Genomic DNA, 20,387 nt, shown 5'->3' with positions numbered 1-20,387 from the left:
CCACTGCGCCGCTCTTCTTTACGGATACTTCTGACATTTTACGGCGCATGCGAGACGACCCCTGTTTTGGCATCATCGATCGAAACACCCATGCGTTCCAAAGTCTCGCCAGTGGCGCGATCGATGTCCACTTTACGCTTCTCATACTCGGTCTTTGCAGCCACGAGAGCGGACTGGGTGATGGCCAGCGCGTGCTGCGCGACCAGCGTGTCGTAGTTGGACTTGGCTCCGAGCTTCTGTTCCTCCTTGGTGATGTCAAATGTACGCTGCGCCAGATCATTCGACTTCTGTGCTGCGTCTACGCGGGCCTGCGCCTGCTGCAAGGCGAACTGCGAGTTGCGCACGTCGAAGCGGATAGTCTTCTTCTGCTCCTCGAATGTGATCTGTGTCTGCCGATACTCCAAGACGGTTCTGAACTGATCGGCCTTGGCCTGGCGGTTGCGCAGATTGATCTGCAGATTGATGCCGAATTGATATTCAGGCGCGGTGTAGTTGAAGGTGTTTTTGAACATGTCGCCGAACCCCGGGGGGACATCCGAAGCGCATTGATCCGCGCCTAGATGGCAGTTTGGATTCTTCTCTCCGGCCGTTCCCGATCCCGCATACACACCATAGGCGTCCAATGTCGGGAGCAGGGTGCTTTTGATGGACTGCAGATTCTGCGCCGCCTTTTGCATTGCGATCTCGTCCTGGGCGGCATCGGGGCGCTTCTTTTCGGCCTGGGCAATCAGGTCGTCAATCGATTTCGTTGCGTTGGGATTGTCCGGACCCTTGGTATCGAGAGGGATCACCGGCATCACGGCAATGGTCGGATCGTCGGTCTTGGTGATCGCGTTTTTCATCAGGAGTTCATTCAGACGCAGCGTGGCGCGCGCCACTGTAAGATCGCCCTCGCTGGTAGCAACGTCCGATCCGTCCTTCATGACCTGCATCGCGGGAATGGCGCCAAGCTCAAGTTGCTTTTGGTCGTCGGACAGAGTCTTCTGCGAAAACGCCAGCAGATTCTCCTTGATCTGCTCGTCCTGATAGGCATTCACAAGGTCCCAATAGATGTTCTCGACTTGCGTGACCGTCGCAATCACCTGCTGGCGAAAGGCCAGATCAGTGATCTGCATATTCTGCTTCGCGATCTGCATGTAGCGACGATTCGTCGCGAATCCAAAGCCGGCCAGTAAATGCTGCGAAAGTACAAACTGGAAATTTGAAAAGAGCTCGGGATTAATGGCAAAGTAGGGGCTATTGTTGGTGAGGCGCTCGCCCTGGTAATTAATGTTCACGTTTGTGCCCAGCGGAAATGACTGGGTGTAATACACCAAACCCTCAATCGTATTCTCTTTGAAGAGAGGGACACCGACCTGAGATTGATTTGCCTCCTGGGTGACATTGTGGTCCACGAACCCTTTGAAGTTGATGAAGGGATCGAATGAGGGGACCGCAGTTCCGGCACCCAGCGTGGAGGTGACGATGCCGCCTGCTCCCGCAGCCGCACCGCCGCCACTGCTACCACCGCCACCTGAATTGCCGCCGGAAAAACCACCCTGCGTGGATGACTGCACAATCCCCGTATTGACGCCATTTGCGCTGCCGCCGGCCTTGGTACGCGCATAGTCTGTTTGGGAAATGGGGAAGTTGTAACGGAAGTAGGCCAGATCGAGGTTGTTTTCAATCGCAAGAGCAATCGCGTCGTCCAGCGAGATGTAGAGCTTGCCGTCGCGCATGAGGTTTTGCAGACGCGGCGAATTGGCGAGGTTCAACTCGGGCGCCGTGCTGGGCCTGTATGGAGAGAACGGCTTCCGCGAATGCGGGAGTTCCACATAAAACGGTTGTTGCGGCGGCACAGCAGCCTGCTGCTGCATGGTCTGCGCGAGCGTTGGCTGCGTCGCCGGCGCCGTAGTCGCCGTGGGCGCAGGCGTGTCGGGCGCAACAGCAGGCGGCGCCTGAGTTGATTGCTGGGCGGGCGCGGGCTCAAAAGCCAACGCCAAATTAGCCTGCAGAAGGAGAATGGCAAGCACGGCCTGCAGGCGCGTGCGCATAGGAACATGAGTGCGGCAATTCATCTGCGTGTCGAATGCTTTCTGATTTCGATCGTCTTTCACTGGGCCCCCGTGACAACTGGAGAATCGACGGCAATGTCTTTGGTGAGCCATCCGTCGTGGAGTTCGAGAATGCGCGAGCCGTAGCGGGCATTTTCCTCAGAGTGCGTGACCTGCACGATAGTGGTACCTTGCTTGTTGAGTTCGCGGAACAGCTCCATGATTTCGCGTGCCTGCGTAGAGTGCAGGTTGCCGGTAGGCTCATCGGCGAGCAACAATGACGGCGCGTGAACCACGGCGCGCGCGATGCCGACAAGCTGCTGCTGGCCGCCGGAGAGCTGATTGGGAAAGAGATCCTTTTTGGCCACGATCTGAAAACGATCGAGAATGTCGGCCACCATGCCGGCACGCTGCTTCGCGGCGAGGTTCTTGTAGGAGAGCGGAAGATCGATGTTCTCAGCAACCGTGAGATCGTCGAGCAGGTGATAACTCTGGAAGACCATGCCGATGCGCTGTCGCGCTAGATCCGCGCGCTGCTTGCGGTTAAGCGCGTGCACCGCAGTGCCGCCGAACCAATACTCGCCTGACCAGCCGTCATCGAGCAGGGCAAGCACGTTCAGGAGCGATGACTTCCCTGCTCCGGAGGGTCCCATGACGGTCACGAACTCGCCCTCATTGATGGTGAGGCCGACGCGGCGCAACACCCACGTCTCGGTGTGTCCGGTCTTGTAACTGCGTTCTACATTCTTGAGGTCAATCATTTGTGTTTACTCCGATCTCGAAAACCTGACTGGGGTCGACTGCGGCGGGGAGCCGGCGCGGCCTCGTTATTCGGTGCGCAATGCACGCATGGGTTGAACACCGGCGGCGCGCCGCGCCGGAAGAGCGGCCGCAAGCATGACCATGAGAGCCGTGACGACTACAGCTACTGCAAGGGTGATTGGGTCGGTTGATTTTACGCCATAGAGCTGGCTGGTAAACAGGTGCGCTAGAGCCACGGTGGAAGGCAGAGCCACGACCACAGCGATGCTTGCGATGAGCACCATCTCGCGAAGCACAAGAGCAACCACGCTGGAGCGCTGCGCACCGAGCGCAAGCCGTACGCCGATTTCGCGCGTACGCTGCTCGGTAGAGTAGGCCAGCACACCATAGAGCCCAACTGCGGCGAGGATCACAGCGAGCAGCGAGAAGCCGATAGCCAGCAGTGCAAGCGCGCGCTCGTCGGATGCGCTACGGTCGATCTCTTCTTCCATGGTGCGGAGGCCGTTGACCACGAGGTTTGCATCGAGCTCATGCATCGCGCGGCGGATGGCGGGCTCGATGATCTGCGGCGGCTGTACTGTGCGCACATACATCTCCACACCGGTTGGGTGCTCTTCCTGGAAGTAGGGCTTATAGACTGCCGGGCCAAGCGGCGTACGAAGATCGGTGTGACGGATGTCGCCTACGACGCCGACGATCGTAATGTCGTACTTGGTATCGTTGCCTGAGCCTTTGCCCAACTGGCGGCCAATCGCATTCTGCGGCGACCCGAAGAAACGCTTTGCGAACGCTGCGTTGACGACTGCAACGTTGGGCTGGCCTTTGGCATCGGCGACCGTGAATTCTCTGCCCGCAAGCACAGGCTGGTGCAGTGTTGAGAAGTAGCCCGGCGTGACCGTCCCCGCCTCAAAGTTCATGTTCTCTTCTTCACCAGGTTTGTAGCCCTGAATGGAAAAGTTCGACGTGTTGCTGTCTCCGGTGAGTTCGGGATCTGTGGTGCCCGCAGCCTGAGCAACGCCCGGGATGCGATCCAGTGATTCAATGGCACTGGTGACGATCTGCGGTGTGCGGTCCTCACCATATCCGGAGTTGGTTGGATCAAGGACGAACGTGGCGAGATGGCTGGTTTCAAAGCCCACCTGCTCGTGACGAAGATTGTCGAGTGTGCGAACGAACAGTCCAGCGCCACCAAGGAGCATGACGCTTAGAGCGATCTGCGCGCCGACCGCGATCTTGCGGAAGCGCTGCGACTCGCGCGAGGCTGTTCCCGAAGACTGGCGCAGCGAGCCGGCGAGGTCCGGACGCATGAAGTGAAAGCCGGGCGCGATGCTGAAGAGCAGGCTGGCGAAGAGTGAGACTCCGAGCGTGAACAGAAGCACGCGCACATCAATGGCGCTGGAGTATGGCTCGGTGCCCGGATCGGCACTGGTCATGATGCGGATGAGCAGGCGCGTCACGAGTGGTGCAAAGGCCAGTCCTGCGGCAGCACCGACCAGGCCGAGCATGCCGCCCTCAACGAGCAGCTGCGAAAGAATGCGGCCCCGGCGAGCACCGAGCGCATAGCGCATCGACATCTCTCTTGCCCGAGCGGACGCTCGCAGGAGGAGCAGCGTGGCAACGTTGATTGTGCACATCAACACCAGCAGGCCGGTCATGCTCATTAGAATGACGAGCGGCTTTTGGAGATCGGCGCGGTTGGGATTGAACCCTCGGGAATCGTCAACGACACTCAGCCGCGAGGCATCGATGAAACGCTGGCGGAATCGCTCCGATTGCGACTTGTAAAGCGAGAACTCGTAGGTGCGCAGCGAGCGCCACAGCGGCGCAAGTGCGGCTTGCGCCTGGGCAGCGCTTACTCCGGGCTTCAGACGAGCAACTACGGTCAGCCATGCCGACTTGTGATTGTTCAGGTCGTCGAGCTGCGCGCGCCAGGGAATTGCGTACTCAACCATCGTGACCGGAACAAAGACTGCAGGCCGGTAGCCTCCGATGGCCGAATCAAAATGACTTGGTGCAACGCCAACTACTGTGAATGGATGTCCGTTGACGAGGAGCGTCTGGCCAAGAACATCGCGGGATCCGGAGAATCGAGTGCGCCAATAGTCGTAGCTCAGAACCACGACGGCGTTGGCATTCTTGGCTGTCTCGTCCTGAGGGGTGAAGAGCCGCCCAGCGGCGGGTTTGAGCCCAAGGAGGTCGAAGTAATTCCCGCTGACGATTTCTCCGTCTCTGCTCTCGGCTTCGTTGTGCCACGAGAGGCCGAGTTGCGATCTATCGGCAACCATCACTCCCTGGAATACCTTGTTCTGGTCGCGGAGGTCCTTGTACATGGGGTAGGAGAAGTAGCTGTGGCGATCCGGCAGGTCGCCGCCGAAGGAACTCATTGATCCAGAAAACGCTCCGCTCCAATCGAGCCGCACCAACTCCTTGGGATTCTTCACCGGCAGCATGCGCAGCAGCACCTGATCAAACAGAGTGAAGATAGCGGCATTGGCGCCGATTCCGAGCGCCAGCGTCAGCACCACGGTCACCGTGAATCCCGGCGATTTGAGCAACTGGCGAAGGCCGTATCGAAGGTCCTGAATCAACGAGTGCATGATCTCTCCTATTCCGTGCGCAGTGCCTGCATGGGTTCGATCGAAGCTGCGCGAAGGGCCGGCAGCCAGCTTGCTGCGAGTGTTGCCGCAACAACTGCGCACACGGCAATGGCCGTTGCCGAGACGCCGTTCACAACAAATTTCTGAGCGATGGTATCGATTCCGGCGTCAGCCAGAAGATCTTGGACGATGGGCCGAAGCAAGGTCGAAACAATCAGGCCGAGCGCTACTCCGGAGATTGTAAGAACCATGCCGCGCCGCAGGTAGGAACCCAAAACCCAGCGGCGGCTAGCCCCCAACGCCATGCGGACACCGATTTCGCGTGTTCTCTGCGTGACCTGGTAACTAAGCAGGCCGAAGATCCCAATGATGGTGAGCACCAAAGCGAACGTTGAGAATCCCGCTGAGATCATCGAGAAAAAGCGCGGGGCTTGAATCGTAGAGTCGATGACATCCTGCATCGTTGTAAAGCGCGCAATTGGGATTTCAGGATCGGCTTTCTCCACGGCGTTCTGAACGCTCGCCGCGAGGTTCACATGCGCAGCCGTGCGAATTGCAAACGTAGTGGGGAACCATCCATTTAGGACCGCTGTCGATTCGTCGGAGAGCTGGGCCATCGGGCCGTAGATTTCGATTCCCTGCGCTTCGACCAGCGAATGCATCTGCACATCAGGCACAACGCCGACGATGCGCCAACGAACCGGACCGCCCAGTTGAACACTTTCGCCGATGGGTGATCGGCCGGGCCACCACTTCCGCGCGGCTGATGCGCCGATCACAACAACACGATCGGACCCAGCACGATCGGCATCGGTAATATCGCGCCCGGCAATCAAATGCATCCCCATGGTGACGAAGTAACCCGGAGTGATGGCGCGAAACTCGACGGTCTGGCGCAGGTCGCGGCGGTCCGCAGGATTGCCTCCCTGGTTCAAGCCGCGATCCAAAGGAAGGCCGTTCACCGCAGCCACGCGGTCGACCCCTGGGATGTGGCGCAACTCTTCAAGGACAGTGCTAACGAATTGTCCGGTACGCTGCGTGCTTGCATATCGATCGCCCTTCAGCGTGACCTGAAAGACCGAGAGCTGCTTCTGCTCAACGCCTGAAGGCAGCGCGTGCAAACGCAGGAACGTACCGAGGAGAATCGACGCGGTTGAAACAAGAACCACCGCCATGGCAACCTGCGCAACGACGAGCATGCGCGAGATTCGCGCGTGCGATATGGTTTCTCCCAGCGTTGGACCATTTAGACGCGCTTCTCTCGAACGGCTCCCCAAGGCGAAACATCCGGGCAAGATCGCAAAGACCAGCGCAGAAAGTACGGCAAGAACAAGTACAACGGCGGAGAGCAGCCAGAACGCCGGCTCGCCGTGGAGTCTGGGGATCGGCAGCGGCGAGGCCTTCAAGAGAAAACCAGTCGTCACACGGGCGACGACTATACCCAACGCACCTCCGGCCAATGCGAGCAACAGTCCCTCCACTGCGATGAGGCGAACCAACCGTGTGCGCGTGGCGCCGAGCGCGGTACGGAGAGATAGCTCGCGTGCGCGGCGCATCGACCGCGCCATCATAAGGCCGGCAAGGTTTAGACAGGCAACCAGCAGGACGGCCACGACAGCGCCCAGCACAGCAATCAGGCTGCGGCGTGCATTCGCAACAACGACGTCCTGCAATTTCCACGCGCGGAATTCGTGCAGGGTCTTTGCCGCCGACTCATCAGTCCAGTTCCTGTAATTGGGAAACTGGGCGTAGAACGCGCTTTGCAGCGCAGATAGCTGCTGTTGTGCCTGCGCCAGCGAAAGGTCGGGACGAAGCCGGCCGATCATCTGGTAGTTGTCACCGCTGTAGCCCGGATCCTTCGGGCTGAGCTGCAGCGGAGTCCAGAGGTCGGGAGTCCCCATCACGCCGGGCGCGCTCTCCGCGCTCACTATGAAGCTTGCAGGCATGATTCCGACGACGGTGAAGGTATCCTGGTTTATTCGCACGGTGCGTCCGACGATATTTGGATCCCCATTCAGAGCGCGCTGCCACAGTCCGTGGCTGAGAATCGCAACACGTGGCCCGTTGGGACGGTCTTCATCCACACTGAACGTGCGGCCCATCGCCGGCATAACACCCAGCGTGCGGAAATATCCGTTCGAGACGTGCAGCGAACTGACTTGCTCGGCGCGGCCTCCGGCAACGGACAGGTTCACGGCGGCGCTACCGTCGTCCATTACGGCGACGGAGGCGAAAGCGTCAGTATGATCGCGGACAAACTCTGCAGCGGCTCCGGTCTGCTCAGCATTGGGCCCCTCGTGGGGAAATGTAAACGCCAGGCCCACCAGTCGGTCAGCGTCTGGGTATGGCAGCGGTTCCAGCAAGACAGACTGCACCACGCTGTAGACTGCGGCGGTCGCGCCAAGTCCGAGCGCGAGCGTGAGCAGCGCTGTGAGCGTGAAACCGGGCGAACGCCTCAACTGGCGCAAAGCATAGCGGGCATCCTTTAATAATGCGTTCATTGCGGCGTTCCTCCCTTCTATTCGCTGCGTAGAGCCTGCATGGGTTCGATGGACGCGGCTCGCCGCGCCGGAATGTAGGAAGCAGCAAGAGCAAGAATGAAAACGGCCAATGTCGCTACAGAGAGCACCGATGGATCGATAGGATCGACCTGGAACAGCAGAGTTCGCATCAGACGCGTGGCGAAGACTCCGCCGATCAGGCCGATCCCACATCCCGCCAATGCGAGCTTTGCGCCCGAAATCAGCACCAACCGTAGCAAGCCCGAGCGCTGCGAACCCAACGCCAGTCGGATGGCCATCTCCTGCGTGCGCATCGCCGTCGAAAATGCGATGACGCTGTAGATGCCCATCAGTGCCAGTAGCACCGCGGCTCCGGCAAAGGCCGAGATGAGTGCCGTGTTAAATCTGCGCGGCGCCTGGCCTTCCGACACCACATGGTCCATGGACTCTACCTGCGTGAGCGGCAGTTGCGGATCGATCGCGCGGACCACGGAGCGAAGCGAGTCGGCCATTTGTTCAGGGGGAATGGAGCTGCGGAGAACAATCGAGCCGCCGTCGCCGTTCAGCGATCCTTCCGTGGCAAATTGTCCGAGCGACGCTCTGGATTGCGCAGCGGGTTGATAGAACTGCGGGCGCGTGTCCTGATCCACGCTGGTCTCTTTGATGTCGCCGATCTCTCCAACAATGGTCATCCACGGCAGCGGAGTTTCCTTGATGCCGATGTGGATACGCTTGCCGATGGGATCCTGGCCGGGCCAATAGCGTTGCGCAAGGGCGTGGTTCACGATCACGACAAGAGGCGCTCCATCGCGATCCGCTGGTGTAAAGTTGCGGCCGCGCAGGATGGGAATACCTGCCGCATGGAAATAGTCGCCGATGATCGCGGATGGCCATCCGGAGAAGAGCGTCTCGCCCCTGGCAGGCTCATATCCTTCCGGGAAGAATCCGGTATTGTCCTCATTGCCGGAAGCGGGAAGCGCCGATGTGATGCCCGCTGCCTGAACCCCAGGCAGTTCCTGCAAGCGAGCAATCAGTGCCTGATCGAAATTGTCCACACTGGCCTGTGTTGAATACTGCTGACGCGGCAGGCTGTACGAAGCGGTCAGCATGTGATCGGTGTGGAATCCGAGATCGACCTCGCGCAGCTTCTCGAAGCTTTTGAGCAGGAGTCCGGCCGCGGTGAGCAGCACAAGCGCTACTGCAAGCTGCGTGACCACGAGCGCGCCGCGCAATCGTGTATGGCCAGCAGCGGTTCCGGTGCGCCCACCTTCTTTGAGCGCATCATTCACCTGGGTACGCGAGGCTGCGAGGGCGGGCAGCAGACCGCAAGCCAATCCCGTGATGATGGCCAGCAGAAGAGCGAATCCCACAACCTTACCGTCAAGAGCGATGGCGTTCACGCGCGGAAGTGTCTCGGGTAGAGCTCGAATTCCAACGCGCAAGGCAAGCCACGCAAGGACAAGGCCCAGAATGCCGCCGGACACGCTGAGGACTAGCGTTTCAATCAGATTCTGCGTCAGTACTGCTTTAGCGCTCGCACCAAGCGCAAGCCGCACAGAGATCTCGCGGCGGCGACGGATCACTCGAACCAGCAGAAGTCCGGCAAGATTGGCGCATGCGATGAACAGCACAACCGCGACAGCCATGAAGAGCGTGCGGATCAGCGGTCGCGCGCTCGCAACGGTGTAGCCGTCGAGCGGCTGCACGTTGGCGTGAATCTTCAGGCTCGCCATTCCCGCCGGAAAATGCCGCATGATGTCTTGAGAGACCACGTCCATATCCTGCTGCGCCTGCAGCGCGGTCAAGCCGGGCTTGAGTCTCGCTACCATGCGGAAGTTCCAGCTTCCGGCATTGGAGATATCCGCCTGGGTCAGGCTCATTGGCACCCAAAGCTCACTGCGATTCAGTTGACCGGGAACCAAGGGGAACTCGAACGCGCGCGGCATGACTCCAATGATTTCGTAAGGCTTGCGATCGAGTTGTATGGTGCGGCCGAGCACCTGGGGATCACCGTGGAATCGACTGCGCCAGGTCTGATAGCTGAGAACCGCGACCTGCACCTTGCCCTGGTCTTCCTGCTGTGTGAATACGCGGCCCAGAGCCGGTGACACCTGGAGAGTTGGAAACACATTCGCCATCAAGCGAGTGGCGTTGACCTGCGCGGGTTCGCCTGCGCCGGAAAGCTCGTAATAGGTGTCGCGGAAGCCGCCGATGCTTGAGAAGCCGTGCGTGTCACGGATGTACTGGAGCATCTCGGGAGCGGGAGCCGACACTCCGGGAAATCCTGCGCCCTCAATGGTGTCGCCTATGAGCATCAATTCATGCGGATTCCCGAAGGGCAGCGGCCGCAGCAACACGCCTTCCACAATGGAGAAGATCGCGGCAGTTGCGCCGATACCAAAGGCCAGCGTCAATATAGCGGTCGCCGCGAAGCCGGGAGCTTTTGCAAGCTGGCGTAAAGCGTAACGAATATCGCGCATGATCATAAGGATCTCTCCTCTTACTCCGTACGCAGAGCCCGCATTGGGTCAATTGACGCCGCCCTGCGCGCTGGAACAAGCCCGGCAACAGCAGCGCACAAGGCGAGCACCAGCGTTGCTCCAGTAAGGGCCCAGGGATCGTAAGCACCCACTCCATATAACTGGCTGGCCATCAGATGACCTGCCAACAGCGCCGCGGGAATGCCCAGGGCAAGTCCAATCCCGACCTGGATCCCGATCCCGCGCATCACGATAGCGATTACGTTTGAGCGTGTCGCACCAAGCGCCATGCGGATTCCAATTTCGCTGGTGCGTCGAACGACAAAGTACGCCATCACGCCATAAAGTCCGATGGACGCTAGCACCAACGCGAGGATTCCGAACAAACTCGTTAGCCGCGCGACCAGACGCTCCTGGTCGAAGTTCCCCATAACCTGCGTCTGGAAGGGCCGCAGGTCCACAACCGTGAGATTCGGATCAATGGAAGCAAGAGTCCGCCGGAGCAACGCATCCGCGTCTTGCTGCGGCGCACCGAAGTTCACGATGATCGCATCAATGAACATGGACTGCTGTTCGCCTGATTTGAGCGGCGGTTCCTTGTATCCATTGAAACTCTGAGCCAGCGGACGCAGAAACACCGGGCGTATCTTGCTGCGCGGATTGTTCATCTTGAAGTCGCGGAAGACGCCGACGATCTCAAACGAGCCGGAGTACTGTGGCAGGTCAATACCGAAGTGCTGCCCAATCGGATCCTGCTTGGCGAAGAAGCGATCGACAAACGTCTGGTTCACCACGGCAACCTGCTGGGAAGCGGCCGTGTCTTGCTGGCTGATGTCGCGGCCTCGAATGATCGGCACGCCGATCGACGGCAGGAATCCCGGGCTCACGCGATCCCACGTCGATCCGCAGCGGTCATTCGGGCCGGGAGCAGGATGGCCCTGCTGAATTACGCACTCGCCCCAGTTATCGCCTTCGAGAGGGCTATAGAGCGCCATGGAGACATGTGCGACACCCGGCAGCGCAGAGAATCGGTCTTCGATCTCTCGATACAAAGCAGGCAGGCGATCGATGCTGTAACCGGCGCCAGCCGGATCGACGTGCATGACGTAGCGATTGTTTATGGCTACGCCGAAATTCTGGTTCTCCAGGTTGCCAAGCGACTTAGTCATCAGAATCGCTCCGGCCAGCAACACGATGGAGAGCGCCGCCTGCAGAATCACCAGGACCTGCTGCGGCAAGGATGAGCGATCGCGCGTTGTGCGATTCACGCCACGAAGCACTTCAGCAGGCTGCGCGTGCAGAGCAAGCCACGCCGGCGCAAGGCCGAACAGCACACCGGTTATCAGAGACACAAGAAAAGCGAAAGCCAGTACCAGCGGTGACGGGCTCGCGCTTATCGGCAGATGGTGCGCCTCAGGAAACGCTAAGGCGAGAATCGTGCGCGAACCTGCATAGGCGATGCCAAGGCCGGCAAGGCCGCCGATACAGCTCAGCAGCACGCTCTCGGTAATCGCCTGCCGGATAACGCGGCGACGACCAGCTCCCATCGCCATGCGTACAGCTATATCGGCGCGACGGGCTGTGCTGCGCGCCAGAAGTAGATTTGCGATATTCGCACAGGCGATCAGCAGCACAACAGAGGACAGGATCATCAGCATCTTGAGACCTTTTCCGGTCTCCTGCTGCATGTTCTGGATTCCGCCGCCGCCCGGCACAACCACGACGTGCTGCTTGGGGATGATCGTGTTGCCGCCGTTCTTGGTGTAAGCCTCGCGCGAGTACAGCCACGCGCGCAGCACACCCGAGAGCCTCGACTGCAGTGCGGCGATGTTGGTGCCTTGCCTGACCCTGCCGATTGGATAAAGCCAATGCTGATCGGGATGATGGAGGATGGCCTGCTCTTCACCGTGGACCAACGGCTCCATCGAGATCGGAATCCAGAACTCCGCTGGGCTGTCTGTGACGCGGTCACCGAAGAATGCGGGCGGAGCAATGCCGATTACCGTGAACGGGTGCGCTTGGATCGATATGGTCGATCCCACAATGGAAGGATCGCCGCCAAAGTCAGCCTGCCATCCGCGAAAGCTGAGTACCGCCACGGGCGCGGCATTGAGTTGGTCATCGGCCTCGCTCATCATGCGCCCAGCGAACGGCTGCACTCCCAGCGTCGAGAACAGATTGCCCGAGACAAACTCGCCATGAATTTCCTGCGCCGGCGCCTGGCCGTGGCGAACGCTGAACATGGGTTGCCCGGCCTGCACAGCGGCCAGTTGCTCGAACTCGGGCGCCGACTTCCTGAAGTGCTGGTAGAGGTCGTAGGAGAAGATGTCGAAGTCGCCATTGTCGCCGACGAAGCCGCCGTTCACGCAGCAATCGTCAGTGTCACCGATGCGATAAAGGCGAGAGGGATCGGCCACCGGAAGCGAACGCAGAAGAATGCCCTGCACCAGTGTGAATATGGCGGTGTTCGCTCCAATGCCCAATGCCAGCGTAACGATTGCCGTAAGCGCAAAGCCCGGCGACTTGCGCAACTGGCGCACCGCATAGCGGATATCCTGAATCACCTGGTTCATCATCTCTGCCGGCCAGCCGGCCTCCCTGGTTCGTGCTGAATGCAATTACATCCTCCAATTCACTTTCTGGTCTGGCACGCGCAGACCCTACTCAGTCTTTAGCACCTGCATGGGTTGAATCGTTGCAGCGCGGCGCGCGGGCACGATGCCTGCTGCGAGAACCGTAACCACCAAAACGGCAGCGGCTCCGGCAAAGCTGACCGGATCGAACAGGCCCACACCGAATAAAGCCGAGCGCAGCAGCCGCACCGCAAAGAAGCTACCGATGCCTCCGATTAGAAGCCCCGCCAACACCGTTTCCAGCCCGCCGCGCATCACCAAGCTGACGACCTGCCCGCGCGTTGCACCCACCGCCATGCGCAACGCAAACTCGCGGCTGCGCTCTGTCACCGCATACGCCATCACGGCGTAGAGTCCGAGACTGGCTACAAGCAGGCTCGCCAATGCATATACGCCCAGCAGTTCGGCGGGAATACTCGCAATCTGATATCTGGTTTCAGTGACCGTCTTGAGCGACTGCACATTTTCCAGAGGCAATGCGGAGTCAAGCTTGGCAACCGTATTCGTCAGCGCGGGCAGCGCCGCACCTTCCGTGCTCCGCGAGCGGACCGCGATGAAGACGTGACCCTGATAATGCTGTAGAAGCGGGATGTACAGCACCGGCAACGGATCGGTATCGGCCGGGCTGTAATACGCGTAGTTCTTCACGATGCCGACGATCTGAACAGGCTTCTTCTCAACCATCACCGTGCTTCCCAACGCATTCCCCTTCGGCCAGTAACGGTGCGCCATGTCTTCATTGATCACCGCTACTGCAGGCGCGCCGTCGCGATCCTGATCGGTGAACTCGCGGCCTTGCTCCATCGCGATGCGCATGGCATGAAAGAAGCCGGGCCCTTCGAGATCCGTAACGACGACCTTGCTCTCGTCGGGACCGAATTTGTAGCCCGGCACGTCGAAGCCCCATGTATTGCCCGATCCGTCATCGCCCATGGGCAGATGCGTGGTCATAGTGGCATCGAGCACGCCGGGCGCAGCACGCAGGTTGTCGAGCAAGCTCTGCTGGAACGCCAAGCCCTTGGCAGCCGTATACCCGGATCGAGAAAGGGAGAGGCTTGCGGTCAGGCAGCCTTCGCGCTCGAAACCGCGTGCGCGTTCGACGATCTTCAACATCGTTCGCGTCAGCAGCGCGCAACTCGCCAGGACAACGAAACAAAGCCCAAGCTGGAGCCCTAGGCCAGCGGTCTTGGCCCAGCGGCCGCGCGCCGCGCCCACAATGGACTGGCCGCCTTCACGCAGCGCATCTTTCTGCGAACCGCGCAGCGCCTGCCGGATGGGCATCATGCCGCACAGGAGGGCAACAATCATTACCAGCCCAGCAACGACGCCGAGCACGCGCCAATCGGTCGAGAGGTTGAAGCTGATCGGCATCCCGAAGGTCGGCAGCAGCACATACAGCGAATGCGACAGGAGGAGACTCGCAGCCCAGCCAATCAGTCCGCCTCCCATTGCAAGCAGCAGTGCTTCCACCAGCAGTTGCCGAGCAATGCGACGCGACGTGGCGCCGAGAGATGTGCGGATGGCGATCTCACGGCTGCGGCGCACGGCGCGCTGCCCCATCAAGGATGCCGTGTTCACGCACACCAGGAGCAAAAGAAGAACTGAGGCCCCGAGCAGGATTGGCATTTGTTCACCGAGGATGCCAAACAATCCGCGTTCGAAATGCGCAGAGTCGCGCAGGTTCAAATCCCATCCGGTGAAGTTCTTCTCGTGCATGTATTGGCGCGCCAGTGTGTGGAGTTCCGCTGCTGCCTGTGCGGCTGACACGCCGGGGCGCAGCCTGCCGCCGGCCATCAGCCCCATAGTCTTCAGCGGATCGGCACCCGGATCAGCTTGCAGTGATCGCGCAGCTGAAAGCGGCAGCCACATGTCCTCTGCCATGCCGCCGAAAATTCCCAGGAAATCGCGCGGCGCCACGCCGACTACTGTGAACTGGTGCCGGTTGATCCACACTGCGCGGCCGATCACCTGGGGATCGGCTCCGAAGCGGACGCGCCACTCGCGGTCGCTCAGCACAACCTCGTCGTGCGAGCCGTAAGCGCGGTCGTTCGCGTTGGGATCGAAGAACCGGCCGAGCTGCGGAGCCACGCCAAGCAGCCGGAAATAGTTGCTGGAAACAAGACCAGACGAAATTGCCTCAGGCGCTGCTCCTTGCGACGCGAAGTCGACAGAGTTGACCATGAATGCGGTCAGATCATCGAGGCTCTTGTTGCGCTCGCGCAGATACTCTACCTGATCGAAGTGAACCGAATAGCCTTCGGAACCGCGCACTGTTGCATCGATGAAGCGAAGCGACCGGGGATCGCGCACGTGCGGCCACGGATCGTAGAGCACGGCCTTGATCCAGGTAAACACGGTGGTAAGGGCGGCGATGCCCAGGGCCAGCGTGAGCACGGCCGCCAGCGTGAAACCCGGGGCGCGGCGCAGTTGCCGCATCGCGTAACGCAAATCCTGAAGCAAATGGCTCATCATCGTTCACCGTTCCCGTTCGGCCGTACACAACTTACCCGGTTTCGAGGTGCAGAATCACTATTCGGCCCGCAGGGCTTCGGTCGGGTTCACATTCACCGCGCGCCGCGCCGGGATTGCGGCCGCAATCAGCGCGGCGGCACCCAGCACAATCACGGCGAGCGAAAGAATCACAGGGTCGTAGGGCTTCACCGCGTACAGCTGATCGGTGATTGCACGGCCGGCCAGTATGGCCGTCGGAATTCCGATAGCGAGCCCGATGGCAACCTGCAGGAACGCACTGCGCAACACCATACCCAGAACAGTTCCGCGGTTTGCTCCCAGCGCCATGCGAATGCCGATCTCGCTGGTGCGCTGTTCCACCGAGTACGACATGACGCCATACAGGCCTATCGCCGCGAGTCCGAGCGCCAGCACGCCAAAGATCAGCGTCAGCTTCGCGATCATGTCCTGCTGTCCGAAGTCACGTGCGAGTGTCTCGTGATAGCTCGCAAAATCCAGGAGCGGGATGTTCGGATCGATCTCGGAGAGCGCCTTGCGCACCTGCATCTCCAAGCCTTCGGGTTTCCCCGGCGCCCAGAGAATGAGATTTTCCAGATAGTGCCCACTCTTCTCGCCCTCGATCTCGTTTGGCTTCGTGTAGGGGGTGTGCTGGGCAGTCGGCAAAAAATACATCGGCCGATCAGGATCCTTGAATCCGTAGTTCAGATAGCGCATATCGGCGGCAACGCCGACGATCTGGTAATCGCCTGCGTGAATCATCTCGTTCTCGCCGAATCGCTTGCCGATCGGGTTCTCGCCCTTCAAGAACTTCTTCGCAAAGGCCTCGTTCACCACGGCCACAAGCGGCGCGTCCTTAGTGTCGTGCTCATCAATCGCGCGCCCCATCACGATGCGATTATTCAGAGTGGAAAAGAACTCCGGCGTCACGCGGGTAAACGTGGCCCCATCGTCATCGCCCGAGTGCGGCTCAGGCTTGCCCTGAATGCGAATTCCATCGTTCCAGCTATCGCCGCTCATCGGAGCATAAGTAGCGCCGGCGACGCCCTGCACTCCAGGGATCTGCAGGATGCGGTCGAATATCCGCCGGTAAATCAATTCGAGTTGTTCCGGCTTGTAACCAGCCTGGTGAACGTCGAGCGAGATCATGTATCGGCCCTCAACATCAAAGCCGAAATTCTGGTTCTTCAGGTTACGCAGGCTCTGCGCCAGCATGACCGCGGAGCTGATGAGCACGAGGGAAATCGATGCCTGCGCGACCACGAGCGCCTTCTGCGACCACCGCGTGCTGTGCTCCGTAGAGCGATTCGCGCCGCGCAAAGCCTCCACCGGCTCAGCATGCGACGTAGTCCACGCCGGCGCGATTCCGAACAGAACGCCGGTCAGCAGGGAAATACCAAGCGCAAACAGGAGCACCGGAACGGAAGGCGTAGCATCGATGGGAACCCAGAAGTTGGGCCCGGTAAAGGCAAGCTTGAGCACGAGCGAGGTCCCCATATAGGCAACCAATAGCCCGAGCCCACCGCCCACAACCCCCAGTGTGAGGCTCTCCACCAGCGCTTTGCGTACCAGCGTGCCGCGAGAGGCGCCCAACGCAATTCGTAGCGAAGTCTGCTGCCGCCTTCTCAGGCCGCGAGCCAACAGAAGATTGGCGAGATTCGCGCACGCAATCAGCAGCACACAGGCAGCAGCGATGAGAAGCACGCGCAACGCGTCTTCGTACTGCTCGCGCATATCGGTAACGCCCGCGCCGCCGGGCGTCAGGAACATCTGCTGCTTGGGCAGATACTCCTTATCCTGCATAGTCAGATCGGAGTAGTGGCTCATCTGCCACTGGCGCAACTCGGTCCTCAACTGCGCTTCCAGCGCTTTTGGATCCGTCCCCGGCTTGACGCGCCCGATGATGTCCAGCCAGTTCGCTCGCGGCTCGGTCAGTCGCGGCGGTTTGCTGTCGATCAGCGGCTCCGCCGATAGCGGCATCCAAATCTCAGGCATCGCCCAACCGCGCAGATCTGCCCCGAAAAATCCGGGAGCGGCGACACCCACAATGGTGAATGGGTTGTTGTTGAACAGGAACACCGAGCCCACCACGGATGGATCGGCTCCGAACTTCTCCTGCCATGCGTGGTAGCTGAGTACGGCTACCGGCGGAGCACCCTCCCGGTCGTCAGAGGGATTCAGAAGCCGGCCGGCCCAGGCACCCACGCCGAAGGTAGAAAAGAAATTGCCGGATACAAACTGCCCGTTGCGCGTTTCCGCCGGTTGCGTAGAGCCTGCCCGCCGCACTCCAAGGCTCGCGTTGCCGCCCTGGAAGGCGGCAAGCTCTGCGAACGCCGGTGTGTTGTCTTTGAACCGGTGATAGAGCTCGTTGTTGAACAGCGAGAACTCTTCCCACTGCGTATAGCCGCCCCAGTTGCAGCAATGAACCTTCTTGCCGATCCGCCAGAGTTCGTCGGGCTTGGTAACGGGCAGCGACTTCAGCAGAACTGCATGCACCAGCGTGAAGATCGCCGTCGTTGCTCCGATACCTAGCGCCAGCGTGATGACCGACGTGAGAGTAAACCCCGGCGACTTGCGCAACTGGCGCATAGTGTAGCGAAGGTCCTGGAATAGTTGGTTCATCCTGGTTCTCACATTCTTGGTGTCGGTCATCGTCGGAATTGACACGGGTAGCGTACGAGCCCGAGTGGGAAGAATCGGGAGCCCTTGGTCGCATCATTAGAGGAAGTGCGCACACACGCACTTCCTGCTCGACAGTAGTTACGCTTCCACTTCGGCGGTGAGCTTGCGCAGTTCGTCCTCGGAAACTACCTTGCCGTCGAAGAGGTGGACTTCGCGCTCAGCGTGCTTGGCAAAGCGCGGATCGTGCGTCACCATGCAGATGGTAGAGCCTTCGCGGTGCAGATCGGCAAGCAGGTGCATCACCGCTTCGCCGTTCTTCGAGTCCAGGTTTCCGGTAGGCTCGTCCGCCAGCAGGATAGAAGGGGAACCAGCCAGGGCGCGCGCCACTGCTACACGCTGCTGCTGACCGCCAGAGAGCTGCGCGGGATAGTGCCGCATGCGGTGCGCCATGTTCACGCGCTCCAGCGCTTCCTTAACACGCTTCTTGCGCTCAGCAGAAGGCATGCCGGCGCGATAGGTCAACGGAAGCTCCACGTTCTCTTCCACCGTGAGATCGCCGATCAGGTTAAAGCTCTGGAAGATGAAGCCGATCTCCTGGTTGCGGATGCGCGAACGCTCGCTGAAGCTGAGGTTCTCCACCGGCTTGTTATTCAGCAGATAGCGGCCGCCGGTCGGCGTGTCCAGCAACCCAAGGATCGACAGCAGCGTCGACTTGCCGCAGCCGGACGGGCCCGACATGGCCACGTACTCGCCGCGCGAAATGGTGAGATGAATCCCCGAGAGCGCGTGCGTCTCAACTTCGTCGGTGTAGAAGACCTTGGTGAGTTCCTCGATCTCAATCAGCTTGTCGTTTGCCATGCAGTCCTCGCTGTTCCGTTGTCAGTGGTCAGTTTTCAGTGGTCAGCAATCAGTTCTCAGGACAGGGGTTTCTGATCCCTGACCTCTGATCCCTGCCTATTCCAGCCGTATGCGATCCACGTTGTCGTAGCGCGACATGTCGGACAAGATCACCGTGTCGCCTTCCTTCAATCCATCAAGCACCTGGATGTATTGCACCGATTGGCGTCCTACCTTCACCTGCACACGGGTAGCGCCCTTGTGATCGGGATCTTCCTTGAACAGGCTCAGCGTGGAGTTCTCGTTGCCCAGCGCCGGCCGGCCCACATACAGCACATTGTTCAGGTGCTCCAGGTCGATCGTGCCGTCGACGCTGAGGCCCTTCACGGCCCCTGCCGGCAACGCGCCATCGAGTACTACGTCAACAGTGCGCGTTCCGTTCAATACGGCGGGATCGATACGGGTCACGTGGCCCGGAACAACGCCGTTGTGCGTGTCAATGGAGGCCGGCAGACCGATGGTGATGTCGCGGGCCTGCGTCTCGGCGATCTGCAACGCAGCCTTGAGCTTGCCAAGCTGCACAACTTCTGCAACCGACTGGCCCGCGGTCACGTGCATGCCCACCTGCACCGGCACCTGCAGCGGATCCACCTCGCCCTCGATGGTCGCCTTCACCTGCAGCGCGTCATTCTGCTTGTTATAAAGCGCGAGCAGCGCCTTGGCCTGGTCAATCTTTGCCTGCGCAGACGACAGTTGAACCTCGATGTTCTTCTCGTTCATGTCGAGTTGCTGCAGGCTAAGCTTGTGCTGCGCCTCAAGCTGGTCGGCCGTGTTCTTCGACTTCTGATAGGCGATGCCTGAGATCTCGCCGAGATGGAAGAGCTGCTCATCGGTCTTGGCCTGCAACTGGTCGGTGGTGTAATCCGCATTCACCTGCGCCGCCGCCATCTTCTTGTCCATCAGCGTGCTGTGGAGGGTGGCCTGCAGCGCCCTGTAATCCGCCTCGGCCGCTTTCACCTGCAACTGGGCGTCCAGCAGCTTCTGCTGCACCTCGGGAGCCGCGAGGTCCATCAGCACCGTGCCGGGCTTCACGATAGTGCCGGGAAGCACGCGAATCCGGACGACCGTGGCTTCTGTGAGCGCCGGAATCAGTTCAATCGAATCTTCCCGGGGGGTGAGGGTGCCCGTCGAGCCGCGTACCTGCCGAATCATGTTGCCGCGCTTTACCGTGTCGGGCCAGACAGCCGATGCGTCCACTGTGGGGGCCGCCGGCTTCAGCCGGGAAACTGCAAACGCCGCACCGGCCAATACGACAACCGCTACAGCGATCCAGATCGCCATCTGGCGCTTCTTTTTCTGCTTAATATCAGGGCGTGCGATATCCATACGCGGGAAAGGTTGCATTTGGGGGGCCAAAATTTCCCACCGGCCTGCCTATTGAAAACAGGTAACT

At 60.1% G+C, this 20,387-nt stretch carries 10 protein-coding genes; all 10 read right to left on the bottom strand.

The features are described 5' to 3' along the window. Nucleotides 1-38: 38 nt before the first annotated feature. The 10 genes from MOP44_RS12130 to MOP44_RS12085 all read right to left on the bottom strand — a co-directional run bounded on the left by MOP44_RS12130 (nt 39) and on the right by MOP44_RS12085 (nt 20,275). Nucleotides 39-2,096, bottom strand: a complete 2,058-nt coding sequence (locus tag MOP44_RS12130; protein WP_260796296.1) for a TolC family protein — start codon at nt 2,094-2,096, stop codon at nt 39-41. After that, complete coding sequence (locus tag MOP44_RS12125; protein WP_260796295.1) at nt 2,093-2,794, bottom strand: ABC transporter ATP-binding protein; 702 nt, start codon at nt 2,792-2,794, stop codon at nt 2,093-2,095. The genes MOP44_RS12130 and MOP44_RS12125 overlap by 4 nt, the downstream gene beginning before the upstream one ends. Before the next feature lie 66 nt (nt 2,795-2,860). Beyond that, on the bottom strand, nt 2,861-5,392 hold the full coding sequence (locus MOP44_RS12120) for an ABC transporter permease (protein ID WP_260796294.1): 2,532 nt from the start codon (nt 5,390-5,392) through the stop codon (nt 2,861-2,863). 8 nt (nt 5,393-5,400) lie between these two features. Continuing rightward, complete coding sequence (locus MOP44_RS12115) at nt 5,401-7,893, bottom strand: ADOP family duplicated permease (protein WP_260796293.1); 2,493 nt, start codon at nt 7,891-7,893, stop codon at nt 5,401-5,403. A gap of 17 nt (nt 7,894-7,910) precedes the next feature. After that, on the bottom strand, nt 7,911-10,379 hold the full coding sequence (locus MOP44_RS12110; protein WP_260796292.1) for an ABC transporter permease: 2,469 nt from the start codon (nt 10,377-10,379) through the stop codon (nt 7,911-7,913). A gap of 14 nt (nt 10,380-10,393) precedes the next feature. After that, on the bottom strand, nt 10,394-12,991 hold the full coding sequence (locus MOP44_RS12105; protein WP_313901069.1) for an ABC transporter permease: 2,598 nt from the start codon (nt 12,989-12,991) through the stop codon (nt 10,394-10,396). A gap of 42 nt (nt 12,992-13,033) precedes the next feature. Next, complete coding sequence (locus MOP44_RS12100; RefSeq protein ID WP_260796291.1) at nt 13,034-15,478, bottom strand: ABC transporter permease; 2,445 nt, start codon at nt 15,476-15,478, stop codon at nt 13,034-13,036. Nucleotides 15,479-15,535: 57 nt separating this feature from the next. Next, complete coding sequence (locus MOP44_RS12095) at nt 15,536-18,097, bottom strand: ABC transporter permease (protein ID WP_260796290.1); 2,562 nt, start codon at nt 18,095-18,097, stop codon at nt 15,536-15,538. Between the two features lie 138 nt (nt 18,098-18,235). Further along, nucleotides 18,236-18,955 (bottom strand): ABC transporter ATP-binding protein, encoded by a 720-nt coding sequence (locus MOP44_RS12090; protein WP_260796289.1) that lies wholly within the window; start codon nt 18,953-18,955, stop codon nt 18,236-18,238. 96 nt (nt 18,956-19,051) lie between these two features. Further along, nucleotides 19,052-20,275, bottom strand: coding sequence for an efflux RND transporter periplasmic adaptor subunit (locus MOP44_RS12085; RefSeq protein ID WP_313901068.1), 1,224 nt, complete (start codon nt 20,273-20,275; stop codon nt 19,052-19,054). Nucleotides 20,276-20,387: the final 112 nt, after the last annotated feature.

The organism is Occallatibacter riparius, from assembly GCF_025264625.1.
In the GTDB taxonomy this organism is placed as follows: domain Bacteria; phylum Acidobacteriota; class Terriglobia; order Terriglobales; family Acidobacteriaceae; genus Telmatobacter; species Telmatobacter riparius.
Note: the sequence above shows the minus strand (reverse complement) of the source record. Positions and strands in the feature narration are given on the sequence as shown.